Annotated in this window: 16 protein-coding genes and 2 pseudogenes; 8 read left to right on the forward strand and 10 right to left on the reverse strand. The window is 62.7% G+C overall.

What is annotated here, in order from left to right; translation table 11 throughout:
* Positions 1 to 113: 113 nt before the first annotated feature.
* Positions 114 to 1,400: an isocitrate lyase gene (gene aceA / locus MMSP_RS24285; protein ID WP_012392736.1), complete on the reverse strand. Its 1,287-nt coding sequence runs from the start codon at positions 1,398 to 1,400 to the stop codon at positions 114 to 116.
* Positions 1,401 to 1,707: 307 nt separating this feature from the next.
* Positions 1,708 to 2,502 (reverse strand): acyl-[acyl-carrier-protein] thioesterase, encoded by a 795-nt coding sequence (locus tag MMSP_RS24290; RefSeq protein WP_015354445.1) that lies wholly within the window; start codon positions 2,500 to 2,502, stop codon positions 1,708 to 1,710.
* A gap of 174 nt (positions 2,503 to 2,676) precedes the next feature.
* Between MMSP_RS24290 and ramB the strand changes: the two genes are divergently transcribed.
* From ramB to MMSP_RS24305, 3 genes are all read left to right on the forward strand, one after another.
* Complete coding sequence (gene ramB, locus MMSP_RS24295; protein WP_012392734.1) at positions 2,677 to 4,101, forward strand: acetate metabolism transcriptional regulator RamB; 1,425 nt, start codon at positions 2,677 to 2,679, stop codon at positions 4,099 to 4,101.
* Entirely contained in the window at positions 4,098 to 4,664 is a 567-nt protein-coding gene (locus MMSP_RS24300; protein ID WP_012392733.1) for a carboxymuconolactone decarboxylase family protein, read from the forward strand. Before ramB ends, MMSP_RS24300 begins: the two co-directional genes overlap by 4 nt.
* A gap of 230 nt (positions 4,665 to 4,894) precedes the next feature.
* Positions 4,895 to 6,133 carry a PPE family protein gene (locus tag MMSP_RS24305; RefSeq protein ID WP_020788734.1) on the forward strand — a complete coding sequence of 413 codons (1,239 nt, stop codon included), beginning with the start codon at positions 4,895 to 4,897 and terminating at the stop codon, positions 6,131 to 6,133.
* 272 nt (positions 6,134 to 6,405) lie between these two features.
* Here MMSP_RS24305 and MMSP_RS24315 read toward each other — a convergent pair whose 3' ends face one another.
* Entirely contained in the window at positions 6,406 to 6,681 is a 276-nt protein-coding gene (locus MMSP_RS24315) for a hypothetical protein (protein ID WP_011740227.1), read from the reverse strand.
* A 2-nt stretch (positions 6,682 to 6,683) separates the two neighbouring features.
* On the reverse strand, positions 6,684 to 8,078 hold the full coding sequence (gene lpdA / locus MMSP_RS24320) for a dihydrolipoyl dehydrogenase (RefSeq protein WP_015354438.1): 1,395 nt from the start codon (positions 8,076 to 8,078) through the stop codon (positions 6,684 to 6,686).
* A gap of 488 nt (positions 8,079 to 8,566) precedes the next feature.
* Between lpdA and MMSP_RS24325 the strand changes: the two genes are divergently transcribed.
* Positions 8,567 to 9,709: an aminotransferase class I/II-fold pyridoxal phosphate-dependent enzyme gene (locus tag MMSP_RS24325; RefSeq protein ID WP_235065834.1), complete on the forward strand. Its 1,143-nt coding sequence runs from the start codon at positions 8,567 to 8,569 to the stop codon at positions 9,707 to 9,709.
* A gap of 57 nt (positions 9,710 to 9,766) precedes the next feature.
* Here MMSP_RS24325 and MMSP_RS24330 read toward each other — a convergent pair whose 3' ends face one another.
* Genes MMSP_RS24330 through MMSP_RS24345 form a run of 4 tightly spaced genes read right to left on the reverse strand, consistent with a single transcriptional unit; the run spans position 9,767 to position 12,690 of the window.
* A complete protein-coding gene (locus MMSP_RS24330) occupies positions 9,767 to 10,375 on the reverse strand; it encodes a hypothetical protein (protein ID WP_012392728.1) in 609 nt (202 codons plus the stop codon).
* Positions 10,368 to 10,646: a putative holin gene (locus MMSP_RS24335; RefSeq protein WP_012392727.1), complete on the reverse strand. Its 279-nt coding sequence runs from the start codon at positions 10,644 to 10,646 to the stop codon at positions 10,368 to 10,370. Before MMSP_RS24335 ends, MMSP_RS24330 begins: the two co-directional genes overlap by 8 nt.
* Positions 10,647 to 10,666: 20 nt before the next feature.
* On the reverse strand, positions 10,667 to 11,167 hold the full coding sequence (locus MMSP_RS24340; RefSeq protein WP_012392726.1) for a DUF779 domain-containing protein: 501 nt from the start codon (positions 11,165 to 11,167) through the stop codon (positions 10,667 to 10,669).
* Entirely contained in the window at positions 11,167 to 12,690 is a 1,524-nt protein-coding gene (locus MMSP_RS24345; protein ID WP_020788738.1) for an aldehyde dehydrogenase family protein, read from the reverse strand. The genes MMSP_RS24340 and MMSP_RS24345 overlap by 1 nt, the downstream gene beginning before the upstream one ends.
* Before the next feature lie 65 nt (positions 12,691 to 12,755).
* Here MMSP_RS24345 and MMSP_RS24350 point away from each other — a divergent pair, with 65 nt between their 5' ends.
* The 4 genes and pseudogenes from MMSP_RS24350 (at position 12,756) to MMSP_RS24370 (ending at position 17,165) form a co-directional block, all read left to right on the forward strand.
* On the forward strand, positions 12,756 to 14,852 hold the full coding sequence (locus MMSP_RS24350) for a prolyl oligopeptidase family protein (RefSeq protein WP_020788739.1): 2,097 nt from the start codon (positions 12,756 to 12,758) through the stop codon (positions 14,850 to 14,852).
* Between the two features lie 91 nt (positions 14,853 to 14,943).
* Positions 14,944 to 16,026: pseudogene (locus tag MMSP_RS26510) on the forward strand (crotonase/enoyl-CoA hydratase family protein).
* A gap of 66 nt (positions 16,027 to 16,092) precedes the next feature.
* Positions 16,093 to 16,536 (forward strand): DUF5078 domain-containing protein, encoded by a 444-nt coding sequence (locus tag MMSP_RS24365; protein WP_036426940.1) that lies wholly within the window; start codon positions 16,093 to 16,095, stop codon positions 16,534 to 16,536.
* Between the two features lie 281 nt (positions 16,537 to 16,817).
* Positions 16,818 to 17,165, forward strand: coding sequence for a hypothetical protein (locus MMSP_RS24370; protein ID WP_011739572.1), 348 nt, complete (start codon positions 16,818 to 16,820; stop codon positions 17,163 to 17,165).
* Positions 17,166 to 17,196: 31 nt separating this feature from the next.
* Here the strand turns inward: MMSP_RS24370 and MMSP_RS24375 are convergent.
* Together MMSP_RS24375 and MMSP_RS24380 are read right to left on the reverse strand one after the other, a co-directional pair.
* Positions 17,197 to 20,102 (reverse strand): annotated as a pseudogene (locus tag MMSP_RS24375) (RND family transporter).
* Between the two features lie 125 nt (positions 20,103 to 20,227).
* Entirely contained in the window at positions 20,228 to 20,674 is a 447-nt protein-coding gene (locus tag MMSP_RS24380; protein ID WP_020788746.1) for an MmpS family protein, read from the reverse strand.
* Positions 20,675 to 20,808: the final 134 nt, after the last annotated feature.

Here is a 20,808-nt window from a genome sequence, read left to right on the forward strand (position 1 = left end):
CCCAGGTTGGCTGGGCGGGGCCTACGCTGTCAACTTCCCTGGCGAGCAGACACAAACTCACATCAACTGCGCTGCAGAAGTGCGAGTCTGCGTCTGCTCGGCAATCAGTCAGCTCAGTGGAACTGGCCCTCTTCGGTCGAACCGGCAAGCGCGGTGGTCGACGAGGTCGGGTCCACCGTGGTGGCGATGCGGTCGAAGTAACCGGCACCCACCTCACGCTGGTGCTTGGTTGCGGTGTAGCCGCGCTCCTCGGCGGCGAACTCCCGCTCCTGCAGCTCGACGTAGGCCGACATCTGGTTGCGGGCGTAGCCGTAGGCCAGATCGAACATCGAGTAGTTCAGGGCGTGGAAGCCGGCCAGGGTGATGAACTGGAACTTGAAGCCCATCGCACCCAGCTCCTTCTGGAACTTGGCGATGGTCTCGTCGTCGAGGTGCTTCTTCCAGTTGAAGGACGGCGAGCAGTTGTAGGCGAGCATCTGGTCGGGGAACTCCGCCTTGACGCCCTCGGCGAACTGCTTGGCCAGCTTCAGGTCCGGGGTGCCGGTCTCCATCCAGATCAGGTCGGAGAAGGGCGCGTAGGCCTTGGCGCGGGCGATGCAGGGCTCCAGACCGTTCTTGATCCGGTAGAAGCCTTCCTTGGTGCGCTCGCCGGTGATGAACGGGCGGTCCCGCTCGTCAACGTCGGAGGTGATCAGGGTGGCCGCTTCGGCGTCAGTCCGGGCGATGACCACGGTCGGGACATCGGCAACGTCGGCTGCCAAACGGGCCGAGGTCAGGGTCCGGATGTGCTGCTGGGTGGGGATCAGCACCTTGCCGCCCAGGTGGCCACACTTCTTCTCCGAGGCCAGCTGGTCCTCCCAGTGCGAACCGGCGACACCGGCGGCGATCATGGCCTTCTGCAGCTCGTAGACGTTGAGCGCACCACCGAAGCCGGCCTCACCGTCGGCGACGATCGGCACCAGCCAGTTGTCGACCGAGCGGTCGTTCTCGACCTTGGCGATCTCGTCAGCGCGCAGCAGCGCGTTGTTGATACGACGGACGACCTGCGGCACCGAGTTGGCGGGGTACAGGCTCTGGTCCGGGTAGGTGTGGCCGGAAAGGTTGGCGTCACCGGCGACCTGCCAACCCGACAGGTAGATGGCCTTCAGGCCGGCACGCACCTGCTGGACGGCCATGTTGCCGGTCAGCGCGCCCAGCGCGTTGACGAAGTCCATGTCGTGCAGCTGCTCCCAGAGCACCTCGGAGCCGCGACGGGCCAGGGTGTGCTCCTCGACGACGTGGCCCTGCAGGGCGACGACGTCTTGCGGGGTGTAGGTGCGGGTGATGCCCTTCCACCGGGGGTTGTGGTCCCAGTCGTGCTGGATCTGCTCAGCGCTCTTCGGGGTGCCAACGACAGACATTGGACGGCTCCTTTTACGGTCACTACATTGCTGAATTTCTGAGACCACCACCGCCGGGCGGCGGCCTAGAGAGCTTCTAGAAGACATCTAGAAAGTTCTCCGTGGGCTCAACTTCACTCGTGTGCTAACACGACCATGACATAGCCCATTCCCCCTGGTCCACCCATTTCACTTGCAAATTTCGGCTACGACTTCCGGCCATTTTGCAAAGCTTGCGAAGTCGGGTGATTACTGAACCGTTACAGAAGCTACCCGCCAGTAACTAAAATTCGCAGATCAAAGGGGATTTACCCGTACGCTTGTCCGGTTAAAGCGAGAAGAGTCCGGCGACGGCTTTCGTCTCGTCGCCAACCGCATATGTGAGAGTTGTAACAGTGCGGTCGGTCAGGCCCGGGCCGAACTTATCGGTGGAGCCGGCCGGGTGAACGTGCGAAATGATCTCGAGCTTGTCGCCCAGCGCGACCGGCGCCTCATGCTCGATGGTGACTCGCAGCGGCGCCTGCAGCAACTCGCTGTGGCAGGCCAGGTAGTCCTCGATCACGCTCCAGTACACGGAGTTGTTCATGTGATCGAACAGGTCGATGTCGGTGACCCGGACCGGGAACTCGTGTATCTCGGTTGCATCGTCGCGGCTACCGGGCTTGAGGTAGCCCTTCCAGCGAAGCCGCTCCACGGCGGTGGTCTTGTGCAGACTCGCCAGGAAGTCGTCGGCAATGCGCGCCGGCATCTCGGTTTCCTTATTAACGTGGATCCAGAACGCCTCCGACTCGATCAGCCCGCCTTTGCGGCCATCGATGCGAACACGCATCTCACACCACCGGTTGGAGGTTCCCGAACACCAACGCCGACACCGCAGCATGTCCTGGAATTCGATGGGGCGGATCAGGTCGACCATGGTGCGCCGAACGATCCAGAGTGGATGGGTTTCCTCGAAACCCATCTCCCGCAGCTGGTCTTGACCGATGTCCTGGATGTGCCGGCATGCCGCGTCCAACCGCAACCTTCCGGTGCGGTTGATATCGCCGACGCGCAGCGGCCACTCACGATCGAACACCGAAGGGTGACCGTCCGGCACCGGCATCATTTCTTTGTCCAGGCTCACGGCTTAACTCCCCGTTTCCTCCTAGCGTGAACCCCAGCTAATCCCTGGGAGTCTCGTTGCGAATCATGCCAACGACGCACCGGAAACACCAATCGACTACCTGTCCCCGTCGGCGTGCCAACTCTGCTAACCAGGCCTTCACATGACCCGACCTGTCTCACTAGGCTCGCTTGCGTGTCCAAGACGTTCGTCGGCTCGCGGGTCCGCCAGCTCCGTAACGAGCGGGGCTTCAGCCAGGCCGCGCTCGCCCAGCTACTGGAAATCTCGCCGAGCTACCTCAACCAGATCGAGCACGACGTTCGCCCACTGACGGTCGCGGTGCTGCTGCGCATTACTGAGGTATTCGGAGTCGACGCCACCTTCTTCTCCTCGCAAGACGACACTCGGCTGGTCGCCGAGCTACGCGAGGTGACGATGGACCGGGATCTGGACATCAGCGTCGACCCGACCGAAGTCGCCGAAATGGTCAGCGCGCATCCCAGCCTGGCCCGCGCGATGGTCAACCTGCACCGCCGCTACCGAATCACCACCGCACAGCTGGCCGCCGCTACCGAGGAGCGCTACTCCGACGGCAGCGGTACCGGGTCGATCACCATGCCCCACGAAGAGGTGCGCGACTACTTCTACCAACGCCAGAACTATCTGCACGAGCTCGACGCCGCGGCCGAGGATCTGACAATCCAGATGCGGTTGCACCATGGCGATCTGCGCAGCGAGCTGACGCGCCGCCTCACCGAGGTGCACGGCGTGCGAATCACCAGACGGATCGATCTGGGCGACACGGTGCTGCATCGCTTCGACCCCGCGACCAAGACGCTGGAAATCAGCAATCACCTCGCCTCGGGCCAGCAGGTGTTCAAGATGGCCGCCGAGCTCGCCTATCTCGAGTTCGGCGATCTGATCGACGCCATGGTGACCGACGGCAAGTTCACCAGTGATGAGTCACGCACGCTGGCGCGCCTCGGACTGGCCAACTACTTCGCCGCGGCCGCGGTACTGCCCTACCGCCAGTTTCATGACGTCGCCGAGAATTTCCGCTACGACGTCGAGCGGCTGTCGGCGTTCTACTCGGTGAGCTATGAAACCATCGCGCACCGGCTCTCGACGCTGCAGCGACCGTCGATGCGCGGCGTCCCGTTTTCGTTCATCCGGGTCGACCGTGCCGGCAACATGTCAAAACGGCAGTCCGCCACGGGTTTTCACTTCTCTTCCAGCGGCGGAACCTGCCCGCTGTGGAACGTCTATGAGACCTTCGCCAACCCGGGCAAAATCCTGGTGCAGATCGCGCAGATGCCCGATGGCCGTAACTACATGTGGGTGGCCCGGACCGTCGAGCGTCGCGCAGCCCGGTATGGTCAGCCGGGTAAAACGTTCGCGATCGGGTTGGGTTGCGAACTTCGCCACGCGCACCGGCTCGTCTACTCGGAAGGACTCGATTTGTCCGGCGATCCGAATATCGCGGCCACGCCGATCGGCGCCGGTTGCAGAGTCTGCGAACGCGACAACTGTCCCCAACGGGCATTCCCCGCCCTCGGGCGCGCACTCGATCTCGACGAGCATCGCAGCACCGTGTCCCCCTACCTGGTGAAGCAGCCATGACGGGGGACCAGGTCGCGCGCATCCCGTCGGGCGGCATCCGCCAGCTCGGGCCCGTCAACTGGGCGCTGGCCAAGCTGGCCGCCCGTTCGGTCCGGGCGCCGGAAATGCACTTGTTCACCGCGCTGGGCTACCGGCAGTACCTGTTCTGGACTTGGGCGATCTACTCGGGGCGTCTGCTGCACGGACGGCTACCGAGGATCGATACCGAGTTGGTGATCCTGCGGGTAGCGCACCTGCGGTCCTGCGAGTACGAGCTGCAGCATCACCGCCGGATGGCGCGCGCCGCCGGGCTGGACGCCCAGGCGCAGGCCACGATCTTCGCGTGGCCTGACGCTCCGCAGGGAGACGGCCCCCGAAGGGTCCTCAGCTCCCGACAACAGGCGCTGCTCACTGCCACCGACGAACTGATCAAGAACCGATCGGTCACACCCGCCACCTGGGAGCAGCTCGAGATTCACCTCAACCGCCGCCGGTTGATCGAGTTCTGCCTGCTGGCAACCCAATACGATGCGTTGGCGGCGACAATCACCGCGCTTGGCGTACCGCTGGACAACCCCCGCTAGGCCGTCGCGCACAGCAGCAGCAGGCGCCACAAGATGGGACCCGCGTGCCCACGGGACTCGGTTACCGGTCTCATCTACGCCCTGGTAAATTTCAGCACCCCACGACAATTCTGACGCTGCGGCGCGAGGGAGACCCGTTCTCGCACTACGCCGTTGCCTGGTAGGCGTCGCTTGATCTTGCGTTGGTCGTGGAGATGTTCAGTGGCGGATCAAATTTCGGGAGGAATACTGTGACAGCATCCGTCTGGATGGCTTCGCCGCCGGAGGTACATTCGGCGTTGCTCAGCGCGGGACCGGGCCCCGGGCCCCTGCACGAGGCCGCGACGGCATGGACGGCACTTTGCGCCGAACACACCTCGGCGGCAGAAGAACTCACCACCTTGCTGGGCGGGGTACAGGCCGCAGCATGGCAGGGGACCAGCGCGCAGAGCTATGTCGACGCGCACGCGCCGTACTTGGCGTGGCTGACCACCACCAGCGCCGACTACGCGGCGACGGCGGCCGAGCACGAGGTGGCGGCCGGGGCCTACACCAGTGCGCTGGCTGCGATGCCGACACTGGCGGAGCTGACCGCCAACCACACCACCCACACGGCGCTGGTCGCGACCAATTTCTTTGGGCTCAACACCATCCCCATCACGCTCAACGAAGCCGACTACGCGCGGATGTGGGTCCAAGCGGCCACCACCATGAGTGCCTATCAAGTCGTCTCGGGCACGACGCTGGCCTCGATGCCCCACACCACACCAGCCCCGCCCATACTCAACACCCAGATCGGCACAGCCACCAACGTCGCGCCCCCCCTACTGGCACAACCGTTGGATATTATCGAAATCATTCTTGCGATATTGATCAACCTCATTGCGATAACATTCTTCTTGGTTTTCGCAATCAACGCGTGCACAATAATTTTTGCAATTTTACTCATCCCGATTCTTATTGCCCTCGCGTTTTCTGTGGTCGTCTTCGCGTTTTACATCGCTATCGCGATAATTATCGTGACGCCTCCGCTTTTGGCGGCCCTGTTGCCAGTTGCGCTCGTCAGCTCGCTGATCGGAATACCGATTGCGCTTGCGACGACGTTGCCGATCGCCTTGCCGGTCGGCATCGGCCAGTACCTTGCTGACCAGACACGTTTGGAGACGAAGTCCGTCGACCAACGCCAAGAAACCGCAGGTACCGAGCTTGCGGCAGCGGAAGATAATTGGCAGCTAGGTGGCATGCCCGACGCCGGGCTGGCGTCAATTACAATGCCTGCCCCGACCATCGGCAAGGTTCCGGAAGTGGCTTCCGGGCAAAATGCAATGGGCTTTGCCGGTACCGCTGTCAATCGACCCGTTCAATCGCCCGCGGGGCTGACGATTCTGGGCAATGGCGAGTCCGGCCATGGTTCACGAGTGCCGATGTTGCCGGCCGCCTGGGAACACGGCTTGACCGAAGCGACCAGCGGTAGGGCATTACCCACATAAATAATCTGGATTCCGACGCCCCGGACCGGTAGTTCAACCCCATCGCGGCGAGGATAGCTACCGGTCCAGTGGGTGCGGATCGGCTCGCGGGACTCCGGGCTGGTCTACCTGGACGGTGATCAGCGGCCTCTGGGGCGGCACGAAGGCCGCAGCGGCGCCGCGGTGGCATGGCTCAATCCGCGCACACCGCAACCCACCGCGAAATCCTGTCCACGTGGATCGCCAAATCGGCTCGGCAACCCACTTCTGACCAGCACCAACAGCTGAAAGCCTCAGAAGTAGATGTCGGCCAGCACGGCCAGGGTCAGCACCACCGGCAGCACGGGCAGGCCGAACACGAATGCCGACCAGCCGTACCTGTTACGCCAGCGCATCAGCAAACCCACCAGCGCCGCACCAACCGCGAGCAGACCCGACAGCAGCAATATGACCAGGCTCCACTGACCTACCGTCGTGAGATCATCACCGATCGATATGGCCACCAGCCACAGGAGGTAGCCGGCGGTCACACCGCCGGCCCCGCCCAACACCGCTTCGGTGCGAATCATGCTCAGAAGTTGATCATGTGCCCGGCCAAGCCGTGGAAGCACTCCTGTAGCGCCTCGGACATCGTCGGGTGAGTGTGCACGTTGCGCGCCAACTCTGTTGCCGTGAGGTCCCACTTCTGCGCCAAGGTCAGCTCCGGCAACAGCTCCGACACGTCGTGTCCGACCAGGTGCCCACCCAACAGCTCGCCGTGCTTGCCGTCGGCCACCAGTTTGACGAAGCCACTGGGGTCGCCCAGGCCATGGGCTTTTCCGTTGGCCGTGAATGGGAACTTGGCAACCTTGACGTCGTAGCCCTCATCACGCGCCTGCTGTTCGGTGAGCCCGAAGCTGGCTACCTGCGGCTGGCAGAACGTGGCGCGCGGCAGCATGCGGTAGTCGCCCAGGGACAGGGTCTCAGCGCCGGCGATGGTCTCGGCCGCCACGACCCCCATGGCCTCAGCCACGTGCGCCAGCATCAGCTGCCCGGTGACATCACCGATCGCATAGATGTGCCCGACGCTGGTCTGCATGTACTCGCCGATACCGATGGCCTTGCGGTCGGTCAACGCGACACCGGCCTTGTCCAGCCCGTAGCCCTCGACATTCGGGGCGAACCCAATGGCCTGCAATACCTTGTCGGCCTTGAGTTCCTCGGACTTACCGTCCTTGCTCACGACCACCGTGACCGCAGAGCCATCGTCGGAGATGGACTCGACCTTGGTTCCGGTCCGGATCTTGACGCCCAGCTTCTTGAATTGTCTCTCGATCTCCTTGGACACCTCGGCGTCCTCGTTGGGCAGTGCGCGCGGCAGGAACTCCACGATGGTGACGTCAACGCCGTAGTTCTTCAGCACGTAGCCGAACTCCATGCCAATGGCACCGGCTCCGGCGATGATGATCGACTTGGGCAATTCGCGGGTCAGGATCTGTTCTTCGTAGGTCACCACGTTGGTCGACAGCGAGGTGCCGGGCACCAGCCGGGTACTACTGCCGGTGGCGATGATGGCGTTGTCGAACGTCACCTTCTCGGTACCGCCGTCATTGAGATCCACCGAGAGCGTGTTGGCGTCGGTGAATTTCCCGTAGCCGTGGATCTCGGTGATCTTGTTCTTCTTCATCAGGAAGTGCACACCGGCCACGCGGCCCTCGGCCACTTTCCGGCTGCGGTCGAACGCCACACCATAATCGAAGGTGGCCTCGCCGCTGATGCCAAAAGCCTTGGCGTCCTTGGTGAAGATGTGCGCAAGTTCGGCGTTGCGCAGCAGCGCCTTGGACGGGATGCAGCCAACGTTGAGGCAGACTCCGCCCCAGTACTTCGGTTCGACGATTGCGGTGTTCAGGCCAAGTTGTGCGGCACGGATGGCCGCCACGTATCCGCCTGGACCGGCTCCGAGGACGACGACGTCATAGTGGGTCACGGCACCCACCATAACGGCCGGGTACGGCGTTGGACCGACCTACCGGGTCAACACCGCGGCCCGGTCGGCACGCCCGTACCGCAGCGGCATCGGGTGAGGCGGGTGCGGGCCGGTGACACCGGCCCCATCACCCAATCAGCTGCCCGGCATTGCGCGCGTCCGGAGTGAAGTTAGATCCCGCGAAGCGAATGATTTCTAATAATCGAAACTAATTCTAATTTGCACATTCACAAGGTCGGATCGTGCGGAAACGTATATCGATGTGGACAATTCCACTTAAGCTCAACCACGCCATTACCCGCACCGAAAATTTTAGTCTCGCTAACATACACGCGTCGGGCCGCCTGCTGGTTTCCAGGATTCGGCAACCGCCGCCGATGAACTGCGCCTCGATCCAGAAATATTCCGCAGCCTCCACCCCAGGCCGAGCGACCCAAGGAATCAGAATGCCAGTGTCAACATGGAAATTGCGAAGCTACTACGAGCCCATGGAGCTGCTGGAGCGCATCGAGGACATTACCGACGAATACCCGTATTTTCAAAGCCTGTCACACGGCAACATCGCAAAATATGAGGGAAGCAACGGACCGGTCCTCAACTTTGCCTGCTATGACTATTTAGGACTGAGTGCGGATCCCCGCGTTAAAGAGGGCGCTACCGCGGCGGCGCAAAGATACGGCTGCTCCGCGGGCGCTTCCCGACTTGTCGCCGGCGAGTTCGACATTCACAGCGCCCTGGAAAATGCCCTGGCCGAATTGCTGGGACAGGAGAAAGCGCTCGCCTTCGTCAGCGGATACAACACGAACGTCTCCACCCTCGGCTTCCTGCTCTCCGAGGAAGACGTGATCATCTGCGACCACTGGGTCCACAACAGCATCGCCGTCGGCGTGAAGCTGGCACGGGCCAGGTCGCTGCACTTCCCGCACAACGATGTCGGCGCCCTCGCATCCCTACTCGAGCAGCACAAGGACCATCCCGGACGAGTGGCGGTGTGCATCGAGGGCCTTTACAGCATGGACGGCGACCTGCCACCGCTCGCCGAGATCGCGGAGCTGAAGGAGAAGTACGGGTTTCTGCTGTTCGTTGACGAGGCACACGCCATCGGCACGGTCGGAAAGACCGGCCGCGGCATCACCGAACACTTCGGGCTGCCACCCCAAGTAGTCGATATTCAGATGGGCACGCTGAGCAAGACTTTCGGCAGCTGCGGAGGATACATCGCCGGGTCGGCCGACTTAATTATGTATCTAAAATACAATTGCCCTGGATTCGTGTTTAGCACCGGGCTACCCGGCCCGCTCGCCGCGGCCGCACTGCGCGCGGTAGAGCTACTCAGAGATCGACCGGAATTAGTTTCGGAGCTACAGATGAAAAGCGAATCTTTTCGGCGCGCATTAGGACAGGACACGCCCAACCAGACCACCCCCATTGTTCCCGTGATCGCCGATTTCAACCGCGTCTATGCATTTTATGACGAACTCATGCGCAATGGCATACGAGTATTTCCGATCACGTATCCCGCGGTATCCAAGGATGCGACCCGCCTTCGGTTCTTCATCAATGTGAACCATTCGGTGTCCGATTTGGTTGCGACCGCCGGGCTGGTCCGGGAAACGATAAACAGACCATGACCGATAAGCCCCCGATATTCCGGAAGGCGCAGGCGCGGCGCTTCAGCAGCCCGTGGCCTAATAGGGAATGACGCCGGCCAGGCAGCGGCTCGCATGCTCGCAGAAGTAGGAGCCATACAGCGGCGCCGCGGCCGCGACCGAGGCAAACGGTGCCGACATCAACGCGAGCGACAACGCCGTGATCAGCGGCCTGCCCTGAACCATTGACAGCAGCAAGCTGGCCACCGCGCACAGCACCAGGTAGACCAGCACCACGAAGACTGGCAGCGTCTTGTCGATGGTGTGAAACCACCAGTAGAACAGGCTGAGCCCGACCTGGGCCGCGCCGAACCACACGCCCAGCACGACCAGCACGAACTTCCACCACTTCAGGTAGACGTACCGACTCGGCACGGTAACCGATGGCGCCGGGGTAGCGGTGCCCTCGGCCGGCGAATCCCCATCCAGAGAATCCCCATCCAGAGTTGTCAGCGGCGCCGACACCTCGGACAGGTCCACCAGCTCGACCGATGACTTCTTCGACTCCGTCACCACCGCGGCCAAACCGGCAAACGGCTTGGAGTCCGTATCGAAATCCGGCACGAACGGCACCGAGCGTTCACCGGTATCGAACTCCGGCACGAACGGCTCGGTTCCCGGGTTCGAATCGAGATCGTCTTTAGCCATGAGAGGCCACCTGAATCGCAACGAGCACACCCAACCAACCCGGAGCCAACGCGAGGATGAACGCGCCCAACACCGTCACCCAGCGGCGCCCCGAGAACAAGATCACCAACATGCCAATCACACTGGGAATCCCAACCACCAGCGCAATAACGAGGTCCGGCCGGACCCGGGTGTGAACCAGAATGCTGGATCCCACCCCGGCCAATTGCCCGACCGCGCCACCGACCAGCATGGCGCTTGTCAGCAGCCACGCACGTGGAAGGGGTATCACGCCTTACGACCTTACTGCGGCTAGGGCCGACTGGCCGGGCACGCACCCGGCGCGTTGTCGGCCACCACCTCACCTGGCACCGCCGGACGCTCACCACGCTCATAGGCGGCACCGGTTATCACCGGCGTCTCTTCCAGCAGCGCCTGCTCCTCGCCGGTGAAGACTCGGCCGCGGCTGAGGAACCGCATACCCTCCGGCGCTTCCAGGCTGAACCCGCCGCCACGGCCCGGCACCACATCGATGACCAGTTGGGTGTGCTTCCACGCCTGATATTGCGGACCGGAGATCCACACCGCGACGCCTTCTGCCCCGGTCTGCTTGCCGATATCAAGCGTCCCGAGCAATACGTCGCGATCACCGACGAGGAAGTCGCCGCGCGGGTAACACATCGGCGAGGACCCGTCGCAGCAGCCGCCCGACTGATGGAACATCACCGGACCGTGCCGGTCCTGCAATCGGGCGAGCAATTCAGCGGCGCCCGCGGTGATCACCACCCCCGACGGTGCCGACGGCTCCGGCATCAGAACAACCCCAAAGCCTTATCCGAGTAGGACACCAACAGGTTCTTGGTCTGCTGATAGTGGCCCAGCATCATCTGATGGCCTTCCCGGCCAATGCCGGACTGCTTGTAGCCACCGAACGCCGAGTGCGCCGGGTAGACGTGATAGCAGTTGACCCACACCCGGCCCGCCTGGATGTCCCGGCCGGCCCGGTAGGCCGTGTTGCCGTCGCGGCTCCACACCCCCGCCCCCAACCCGTAGAGGGTGTCGTTGGCGATACCCATCGCGTCGTCGTAGTCGGTGAACGGCGTGACCGCCACCACCGGACCGAATATCTCCTCCTGGAAGATCCGCATCTTGTTGGTGCCGCTGAAGATCGTCGGCTGCATGTAAAAGCCGCCGGACAGGTCACCGCCGAGTTCGGCGCGCTCGCCGCCGGTAATGACCTTGGCGCCCTCTTCCTTGCCGATTTCGATGTAGGACAACACCTTTTCCAGCTGGTCGTTGGAGGCCTGTGACCCCAGCATCGTCTCGATGTTCAAGGGATCGCCCTGCCGAACCGCCTTGGTCCGGATCGCCGCCAGCTCCAGGAACTCGTCGTAGATGTCGGCCTGGATCAGGCTGCGCGACGGACAGGTACACACCTCGCCCTGGTTGAGGGCGAACATCGTGAAACCCTCCAGCGCCTTGTCCTGGAAGTCGTCGGGCTTGGCCATCACATCAGAAAAGAAGATGTTGGGGCTCTTGCCGCCGAGTTCCAGGGTTACCGGGATCAGGTTTTGTGAGGCGTACTGCATGATCAGGCGCCCGGTGGTGGTCTCTCCGGTGAACGCGACCTTGGCAATTCGGTTGCTGGACGCCAGCGGCTTGCCCGCTTCGGCGCCGAAACCATTGACGACGTTGACCACCCCGGGCGGCAATAGGTCGCCGATCAGCGACATCAGGTACAGCACCGACGCGGGCGTCTGCTCCGCGGGTTTGAGCACCACCGCGTTACCGGCCGCCAGCGCCGGCGCCAGCTTCCAAGCACCCATCAGGATCGGGAAGTTCCACGGAATGATCTGCCCCACCACCCCGAGCGGCTCGTGAAAGTGGTAGGCGACCGTGTCCTGATCGATCTGCGACAGCGAACCTTCCTGGGCCCGGATCGCCGCTGCGAAGTAGCGGAAGTGATCCGCCGCCAGCGGGATGTCAGCGGCTATTGCCTCTCGGACCGGTTTGCCGTTGTCCCAGACTTCGGCCACCGCCAGCGCGGCCCTGTTTTCATCGATCCGGTCGGCGATCTTGTTCAGGATCGCGGCTCGCTCGGCCGGGGCCATCTTGCCCCAGGCCGGGGCCGCCGCATGTGCGGCGTCGAGCGCCATCTCGACATCGGCCTCATCAGAGCGCGGTATCTCGCAAAATGGCTGGCCGGTCACCGGGGTCAGGTCTTCGAAGTAACGGCCCCGCGCCGGGGCAACCCACTCACCCCCGATGAAATTTCCGTACCGGGACTCAAACGACATCAGCGCCCCGGCCGAACCCGGACGTGCAAACATGGTCATCTGATCGGCTCCTCGTTAGTTCATGTAATACAGCTCACACTACCGCCGGGGCCACAATGGCTTCCATGGCTCCCAAGGCTCCTGAGGCTCCCCAAGCTCCCGACGCGGCAGACACCACAACCGATCCGTATCTGTGGCTCGAAGACGTCACCGGCGAAGAGGCACTGGATTGGGTTCGCGCACGCAACGAACCGACCAAGGCGCAGTTCTGCGGCGGTGAGTCCGAGGACGAATTCGAGCGGATGCGCACCGAGGCACTCGAGGTGCTCGACACCGACGCCCGGATCCCATACGCGCGTCGGCGCGGGGACTACCTCTACGACTTCTGGCGCGACGCGAACAACCCCCGCGGGCTGTGGCGGCGAACCACGCTGGAGAGCTACCGCACCGACGCACCGGAGTGGGACGTGCTCATCGACGTGGACGAACTAGGGCGCACGGACAACAAGAAATGGGTGTGGGCCGGCGCCGACGTGATCGAACCCGAGTTCACCCGCGCACTGATCAGCCTGTCCCCCGGTGGTTCGGATGCCGTCATCGTGCGCGAATTCGACATGGTGACGCGCGAATTCGTCGCCGACGGATTCGAGCTGCCCGAGGCCAAGTCGCAAGTCGGCTGGGACGATCCGGACACCATCCTGGTGGGTACCGACTTCGGTCCCGACTCGATGACCGAGTCCGGATACCCACGCATCGTGAAGCGGTGGCGGCGAGGCACACCACTGAGCGACGCGGAAATGATTTTCCAGGGCGCACACACCGATGTCAGCGCGGGCGGTTCCACCGATCGCACACCCGGTTTTGAACGCACTTTCGTATCGCGGTCCCTGGACTTCTGGAACAGACAGCGCTACGAATTGCGGGGGACAGAACTGATCCCCCTCGACGTGCCCACCGATGCCAGCAGCATGTCGGTTCACCGCGAGTGGCTGCTGATCGAGCTACGCACCGACTGGTCCCCCAAAGCCGGCGCGGACGACGCCGCTAAGACCTACCGCGCCGGCTCGCTGCTTGCCGCGAACTACGATGATTTCCTCAGCGGCACAAGCGATTTGCACGTCGTTTTCGAGCCCGACGAACACACCTGCCTGTACCACTACGCCTGGGTTCGGGACCGACTGTTGATGGTTTCACTCGCCGATGTGGCCAGCCAAGTCGAAATCGTCACGCCGGGAAGTTGGCGCCGCGAACCCATCGCCGGCATCCCCGCATCGACCAACACCGTGATCGTCGCCGCCGACGACACCGGCGACGAGTTCTTCCTGGACTCCAGCGGCTTCGATGCACCGTCGCGGCTGCTGCGCGGCACCGCCGGTTCCGCGACGACGCAGCTGGAGCAGATCAAGTCCGCACCCACCTTCTTCGACGCCCAAAACATCTCGGTATCACAGCATTTCGCGACATCCGAAGACGGAACGTCGATCCCGTACTTCCTGGTGCGCCCCACCGGCTCCGATGGACCCGGCCCGACTTTGCTCTACGGCTACGGGGGCTTCGAGACATCCAATACCCCGGGCTACAGCGGCGTGATGGGCCGGCTATGGCTGGCCCGCGGCGGCACCTACGTCCTGCCCAATATCCGCGGCGGCGGTGAATACGGGCCCGGCTGGCATACCCAGGCGATGCGGGAGGGCCGGCACAAGGTGGCCGAAGACTTCGTAGCCGTAGCCGACGACCTCGTGCGGCGCGGCATCACCACGGTCGACCAGCTCGGCGCGCAGGGCGGCAGCAACGGCGGACTGCTGATGGGCATCATGGTGACCAAGTACCCGGAGAAGTTTGGCGCGCTGGTCTGCAACGTGCCGCTACTGGACATGAAGCGCTACCACTTGCTGTTGGCGGGCGCCTCGTGGGTCGCCGAATACGGCGACCCCGACAACCCCGACGACTGGGCGTTCATCTCCGAATACTCCCCCTACCAAAACATCTCAGCGGACCGGACCTATCCCCCGATCCTGATCACCACATCCACCCGAGACGACCGGGTGCATCCCGGCCACGCCCGCAAAATGACCGCCGCGCTGCAGGTCAGCGGGCACCAGGTCTGGTACTACGAGAACATCGAGGGCGGGCACGGGGGTGCGGCCGACAACGAGCAACTCGCGTTCAAATCGGCGCTGAGCTACTCGTTCCTGTGGCGAATGCTGGGCAGCCGGAAATAGTTTCCCGCTTGGCCACTGCGCCGGCACGGCGCCAGTTGACACGGCATGTCGATGCTTGACACTGGCGCCCTGCAGCGGCTTCGCTTCGGCTATGCCAACTCCTGAGTTCCAGACGCTGCTGTACTCGACAGCGGGCCCGGTGGCGACCATCACGCTCAATCGCCCGGAGCACCTCAACACGATCGTTCCGCCCATGCCCGATGAGATCGAGGCAGCCGTGGGGCTGGCCGAACGGGACCAGGGCATCAAAGTCATCGTGTTACGCGGTGCCGGCCGCGCCTTCTCGGGGGGTTACCAGGGCTCCGGCGTTGTTGATTAGCAGGCTTGTGAGCTGGGTTGATGATCTTTGGTGCCGCGCTATTGGGGCCGGAGTGTAGGCACGGGCTATCTGGAGAACGATCGAGTTGGTTACTGTTCGTCGTTGGTCTGGAGTTGCCCGTGCCTACCGCCCTGGGGGGGTTACGACTTTGGCGGGGGTTTCCAGCATTGGGGCGAAACCATGATGACCGACGGGCAATGGGATCCGGGCAAAGACTTCGCCATGGTCACCGCCCGCGAGACCGCCCCGACACAGAAGTTCATGGCCATCTGGCGGGCGTCGAAACCGGTGATCGCGCAGATCCACGGCTGGTGTGTCGGGGGAGCCAGCGACTACGCGTTGTGCGCCGACATCGTCATTGCCAGCGATGACGCCGTGATCGGAACCCCGTACAGCCGAATGTGGGGCGCGTACCTGTCCGGGATGTGGCTCTACCGGTTGAGCTTTGCCAAGGCCAAATGGCATTCCTTGACCGGTCGGCCGCTGTCCGGCGTCCAGGCCGCGCAGATCGAGCTGATCAACGAGGCGGTGCCGTTCGAACGGCTCGAAGCCCGGGTCGCCGAGGTTGCCGCCGAGCTGGCGCAGATTCCGTTGTCCCAGCTACAGGCGCAGAAACTGATGGTCAATCAGGCCTACGAAAATATGGGGCTGGCATCCACCCAGACCCTGGGCGGCATTCTCGACGGCCTGATGCGCAATACGCCGGACGCGTTGGACTTCATCAAAACCGCCGAAAACCAGGGAGTGCGGGCCGCGGTCGAGCGTCGAGATGGACCGTTCGGTGATTACAGCCAGGCCCCACCGGAGCTGCGGCCCAACCCCAATCACGTGATAGTCCCTGATCGCGACCGATAGTGAGATGGACTACGAATGTGACCTTGGCCCCTACGCCCCAGCACTGGAAGTGCTAACGTTGCAACTATGTCTCGGCTGAGTTCTAGCCTGCGAGCAGGCGCCGTTTTCCTCACTATCGGGATCGCCGCGGCGGTGTTTCCGAAGACCGCCGCAGCCGACTCAACAGACGACTTCCCGATACCTCGCCGGATAATCGCGACCAGCTGCGACGCCGAGCAGGTGCTCGCGGCCACCAGGGACACCAGCCCGGTGTACTACCAGCGGTACATGATCGACTACAACAACCACCCGGAGTTTCAGCAGGCAACCCAAGACAAGGCCCACTGGTTCTTCTCGCTGAGCCCCGCGGATCGCCGGGACTATTCCGAGCACTTCTATGACTCCATCGATCCGCTGTGGTGGGGCTGGCGCAACCACATGAAGATCTTCTTCAACAACAAGGGCGTTGTCGCCAAGTCGACCGAGGTCTGCAACCAATACCCCGCGGGCGACATGTCCGTGTGGAACTGAGCATAACCAACACCCTCCCGGCCGGGTCGGTTCACCGGGGTTCTCGTCCGCTGTTTGGGGGATGGGTGATTCAGTCTTGCATTGGCCGTTCGGCGGACAGCTAGTGCGCTCACGCGGTGGCCATACTGGCATCCGTAGCCAAATTCGGACGGTATCTCTACCGAGCCGAGCCCCCCGGGATGCAGATCATTGCCGACATGGCCGCGCGGTACTCCGGCCAGCCGATTGTTCCCTGACCTTGTCAAGTAGCGAATGCAGTCCGGAAAGTCGGAGGTATTCGCATGAGTCAGGCAACCGGCAATGAGGTCCCCGGCGTTCTGGTCGCGCTCGACTGGCAGACGCTGACCTGCCAGTCCGACGCGGGTTGCACAAATCGCGCGACGCATGTCGTCCACACCCACGCATTGGACCACTGCAACCGGCCCAATCTTGATCCGTTCGGGAACGTCATAGACATCCTGTGCGGCGACTGCCTCGGGCGCGCCCGAGCCGCAGCGCTGGTGCGAGTGAACCGTCTGGGCCGCTCGTCGGGCGCATACTGTCTGACCTGCGGGGCCCCGCTGTCCGACCCCGGCGACATCATCCGCGACGTGCGCCGGTGCGGGTTCAACGACCAGCCCGGGGTCTAGCCCGGGCCGACGGCGGCTGTCACCGACCGCGTCAGTAGTGCGGCGAACTCACCGCCAACCGCTCGGTATTGGTGTCTTCAGGTCCGTCGGCGGAATCACCGTTGCGGGGAAGCAGCAACGCCCGCACCAACGGGCGCGGTCCGTACGGACGGAGCAACTGACTGGCGGGTCGAGTGCGGACTTGTTGCGGCCACCAGAACCAGCGGCCCATCAGCGCCGCGATGGATGGGGTCATGAACGAACGCACAATCAGCGTGTCGAACAACAGCCCCAGCCCGATGGTGGTAACCACCTGCCCGATTACCCGCAAATCGCTGAAAATGAACGAAGCCATGGTGGCGGCAAACACCAGACCGGCAGTGGTCACCACCCCACCGGTGCCGGCCATCGCGCGGATGATGCCGGTCTTCAATCCGGCACCGATTTCCTCCTTCAAGCGCGAAACCAGCAACAAGTTGTAGTCCGAACCCACCGCCAACAGCAGAATCACCGACATCGCCAACACCATCCAGTGCAGTTCAACGCCGAAGATGTCCTGCCATACCAGGACGGAAAGCCCGAACGAGGCACCCAGCGACAGCAATACGGTGCCCACAATGACCACCGCAGCGACCAGGCTTCGGGTAATGATCAGCATGATGATCAGGATCAGACGACCGCAGCAACTCCCGCGATCAGCAGGTCCCACCGCGACCCGTCCCGCATGTCCTTGTAGACCGAGGCGGTACCCGCCAGATAGATCTTGGCGCCCTCGAGTGGGGTGCCCTTGATGGCCTGTTTGGCCTCGTCCATGATCGGCTTGACGTGCGAGATGCCCTCGGTACTGGCGGGGTCACCTTCGTGCGAGATGATGAAGCGGACCGCGTGCCCGTCGGGTGACAGGAACATTTTCAGACCACGCTTGAAATCGGCATTGTCGAACACCTCCGGCGGAATGTAGAACGAATCGTCATTCCTGGCGGCGTCGAAAGCCTTCCCCATCGCGGTGGAATTCTTGGACATCTCGTCCATCTGGTCATACAGCGAGGACATCGAGCTGTGCATGGTCAGCATCATCGTCTTCATGGTTTTCATCGACGCGATCTGGAAGGGGATCTGAGCTCGCATCTGCGGCATCAAGATATCGAGCCGATCCATGTCACGGGAGAGCGCGGCCAGTTTCTCGGTGATCTTGTCAACGCCGTCAAGGGCATCGAATATGGACCGCAGCGACCAGCAGATGGGAACGTCGTAGCAGTGCTTCTCCCAGTAGAAGTAGCTGCGAATGGGACGCCAAAAAAAGTCATCGAAATCGGCGATGTGGTCCCGCAACTCGTCGGTGATCTCGACCATGTCATGGGTCAGACCATCCATATCGTGGGTGGTTTCGACCATCTTGCCCATGATGTCGTACATGCGGTCCAGGGTGTCGATGGAATCCTGCATGGCGGCGGCCTGGATCAGCATGTCTGCCATCCGCTGTTTCATGTACTGCATGTTTTCCACCTGGACGGTGTTTTGCATGCTGATCTGAAACGGAATCGACGAATGCTCGATGGGCTTCCCGAGGGGCCTGGTTACCGCCTGCACCCGGGCGACTCCGGGTAGATGGAACACCCCTTTGGCAATGCGGTCGATTACCAGCATGTCGGCCGGATTCCGCATGTCATGGTCGGTCTCGACCATCAACAATTCGGGGTTCATTCTGGCCTGCGAGAAATGTCGGTCGGCTGCCGTATAGCCGACGTTCGTCGGGGTCGAGGCCGGTAGATACTTCTTGCTGTCGTAGTTGGTCCGGTATCCGGGCAGGGCCAGCAACCCGATCAGGGCGATCGCGATGGAAACCGCCAGAATCGGCCCGGGCCAGCGGACGATTGCCGTTCCCACCCGCCGCCATCCCCGGGTTCGCATCTTGCGTTTCGGGTCGAAGAGTTTGAAGAAACTCCCGACTACCAAGACCGCTGGCCCCAGGGTGAGCGCGGCCAGCACCGCAACCAACATTCCGACCGCACAAGGAGCGCCCAGCGTCTGGAAGTAGGGAAGGCGGGTGAAGCTCAGGCAATACATTGCGCCCGCGATGGTGAGGCCCGAGCCCAGGACAACGTGCGCCGTCCCGTGAAACATCGTGTAGAAAGCCTTCTCTCGACTCTCCCCCTCGCCGCGCGCCTCTTGATATCGGCCCAGGACGAAGATCGTGTAGTCGGTTCCGGCGGCGATGGCCATCAGCACCAGGAGATTGACCGCGAAGGTCGACAGACCGATGACGTTGTTATCCGCTAGGAAGGTGACCACTCCGCGTGCCGCCATCAGCTCGATCCCGACCATCACGAGAACCGAGATCACGGTGATCAATGATCGGTAGACAGAAAGCAGCATCACAAAGATCACCCCAATGGTGATGAAGGTGACCCGCTGGATACTCGCATCGCCCGCCGTGGATTGATCGGCGATGAGCGCGGCCGGGCCGGTGACATACGCCTTGACCCCCGGCGGGGCCGGGGTGTCGTTGACCAGCTCGCGTACCGCGTCGACGGACTCATTGGCCTTGGCTTCCCCTTGATTGCCAACGAGGTATGCCTGGACGTAAGCCGCCTTGCCGTCCGGGCTCTGTGATCCCGCCGCCGTCAGCGGGTCACCCCAGAAGTCCTGGACGTGCTGCACATGGTCTTTGTCCGCCTTGAGTTTGCGGACCAGCTCGTCGTAGTAATGGTGTGCCTCATCACCCAGTGGGTGATCGCCCTCCAGCACAATCATGACCGCGCTGTCGGTGTCGAATTCGTTGAACACCTTTCCGACACGCTTCATCGCGATCATCGACTCTGCGTCACTTGGGCTCAGCGAAACTGTGTGTTGCTTGCCGACTTCCTCGAGCGATGGAACGAACATCACGAGGACGGCGACCAGTCCCACCCAGAACACAACGATGGGCACCGCCATCCGGCGGATCAGCCGGGCCATCGAGGGGAGGCTCCCGTTCCCGTTCCCGTTCCCGTTCCCGTTCCCGTTCCCGTTCCCGTTCTCGGCTCCGGCCCCGTTCGAGGCCCCGTTCGAGGCCGCACGTTCGCTTACCGCCTGATCGTCGCTCATGCCGATTTCACCAGGCAGAAGGTCTGGGCGTTCACTTCGTTCTCGGACCTTTCGTCCTTGACTTCGCCGTTCACGATGATCCGGCACCCGATCTGGTCGGTGTCACCCTGAGCGACGACATTGACGCTGACCGACGGGAGCGTGGTCGTCACCGCCAGCGTCCAGGGCAACGTCACGCCGCTGACCCGCTGAGGCTGGGCTTCAACGTCCAGATAGTTGATGTTGGCGACGGTCCCCGGCGGACCAAAGACTTCATAGACCACGTGCTTGGGGTTGAACGGCTTGATGTCATCGGAGACGCCGCTGGTGAGGGGACGGTCGTCATGGACACCGAAGTAGCTGCGAAGCCGATTGACGCTGAACGCCGCGATCACGACTACGGCCAGGATGACCAGCGCGATCCACGTTCGCTTCAGCGCGTTGAGAACCGAGATATTGGGCACCCAATCACCTTCCGCTAGCAGGGGGCAGGTCCGTTCCAATCAAGTACTGCAGCCGTGGCGCGCAGGCGTCAGGTTGGACAACGGTGTCCACGCCGCGACTCCAACGGTGTTGGAACAAAAGCTGACTTACTTAG

The sequence above is a fragment of the Mycobacterium sp. 012931 genome (assembly GCF_000419295.1).
Lineage (GTDB): Bacteria > Actinomycetota > Actinomycetes > Mycobacteriales > Mycobacteriaceae > Mycobacterium > Mycobacterium marinum.

Excerpts from the sequence above, each read along its gene's own strand:
- MMSP_RS24315 (WP_011740227.1), bottom strand. The coding sequence starts at position 6,681 with ATGATTCGCACCGAAGCGGTGTTGGGCGGGGCCGGCGGTGTGACCGCC.
- MMSP_RS24345 (WP_020788738.1), bottom strand. The coding sequence starts at position 12,690 with ATGACCATGTTTGCACGTCCGGGTTCGGCCGGGGCGCTGATGTCGTTT.
- MMSP_RS24325 (WP_235065834.1), top strand. The coding sequence starts at position 8,567 with ATGGAGCTGCTGGAGCGCATCGAGGACATTACCGACGAATACCCGTAT.
- aceA (WP_012392736.1), bottom strand. The coding sequence starts at position 1,400 with ATGTCTGTCGTTGGCACCCCGAAGAGCGCTGAGCAGATCCAGCACGAC.
- MMSP_RS24365 (WP_036426940.1), top strand. The coding sequence starts at position 16,093 with ATGTCTCGGCTGAGTTCTAGCCTGCGAGCAGGCGCCGTTTTCCTCACT.
- MMSP_RS24300 (WP_012392733.1), top strand. The coding sequence starts at position 4,098 with ATGACGGGGGACCAGGTCGCGCGCATCCCGTCGGGCGGCATCCGCCAG.
- MMSP_RS24330 (WP_012392728.1), bottom strand. The coding sequence starts at position 10,375 with ATGGCTAAAGACGATCTCGATTCGAACCCGGGAACCGAGCCGTTCGTG.
- MMSP_RS24340 (WP_012392726.1), bottom strand. The coding sequence starts at position 11,167 with ATGCCGGAGCCGTCGGCACCGTCGGGGGTGGTGATCACCGCGGGCGCC.
- MMSP_RS24370 (WP_011739572.1), top strand. The coding sequence starts at position 16,818 with ATGAGTCAGGCAACCGGCAATGAGGTCCCCGGCGTTCTGGTCGCGCTC.
- MMSP_RS24350 (WP_020788739.1), top strand. The coding sequence starts at position 12,756 with ATGGCTCCCAAGGCTCCTGAGGCTCCCCAAGCTCCCGACGCGGCAGAC.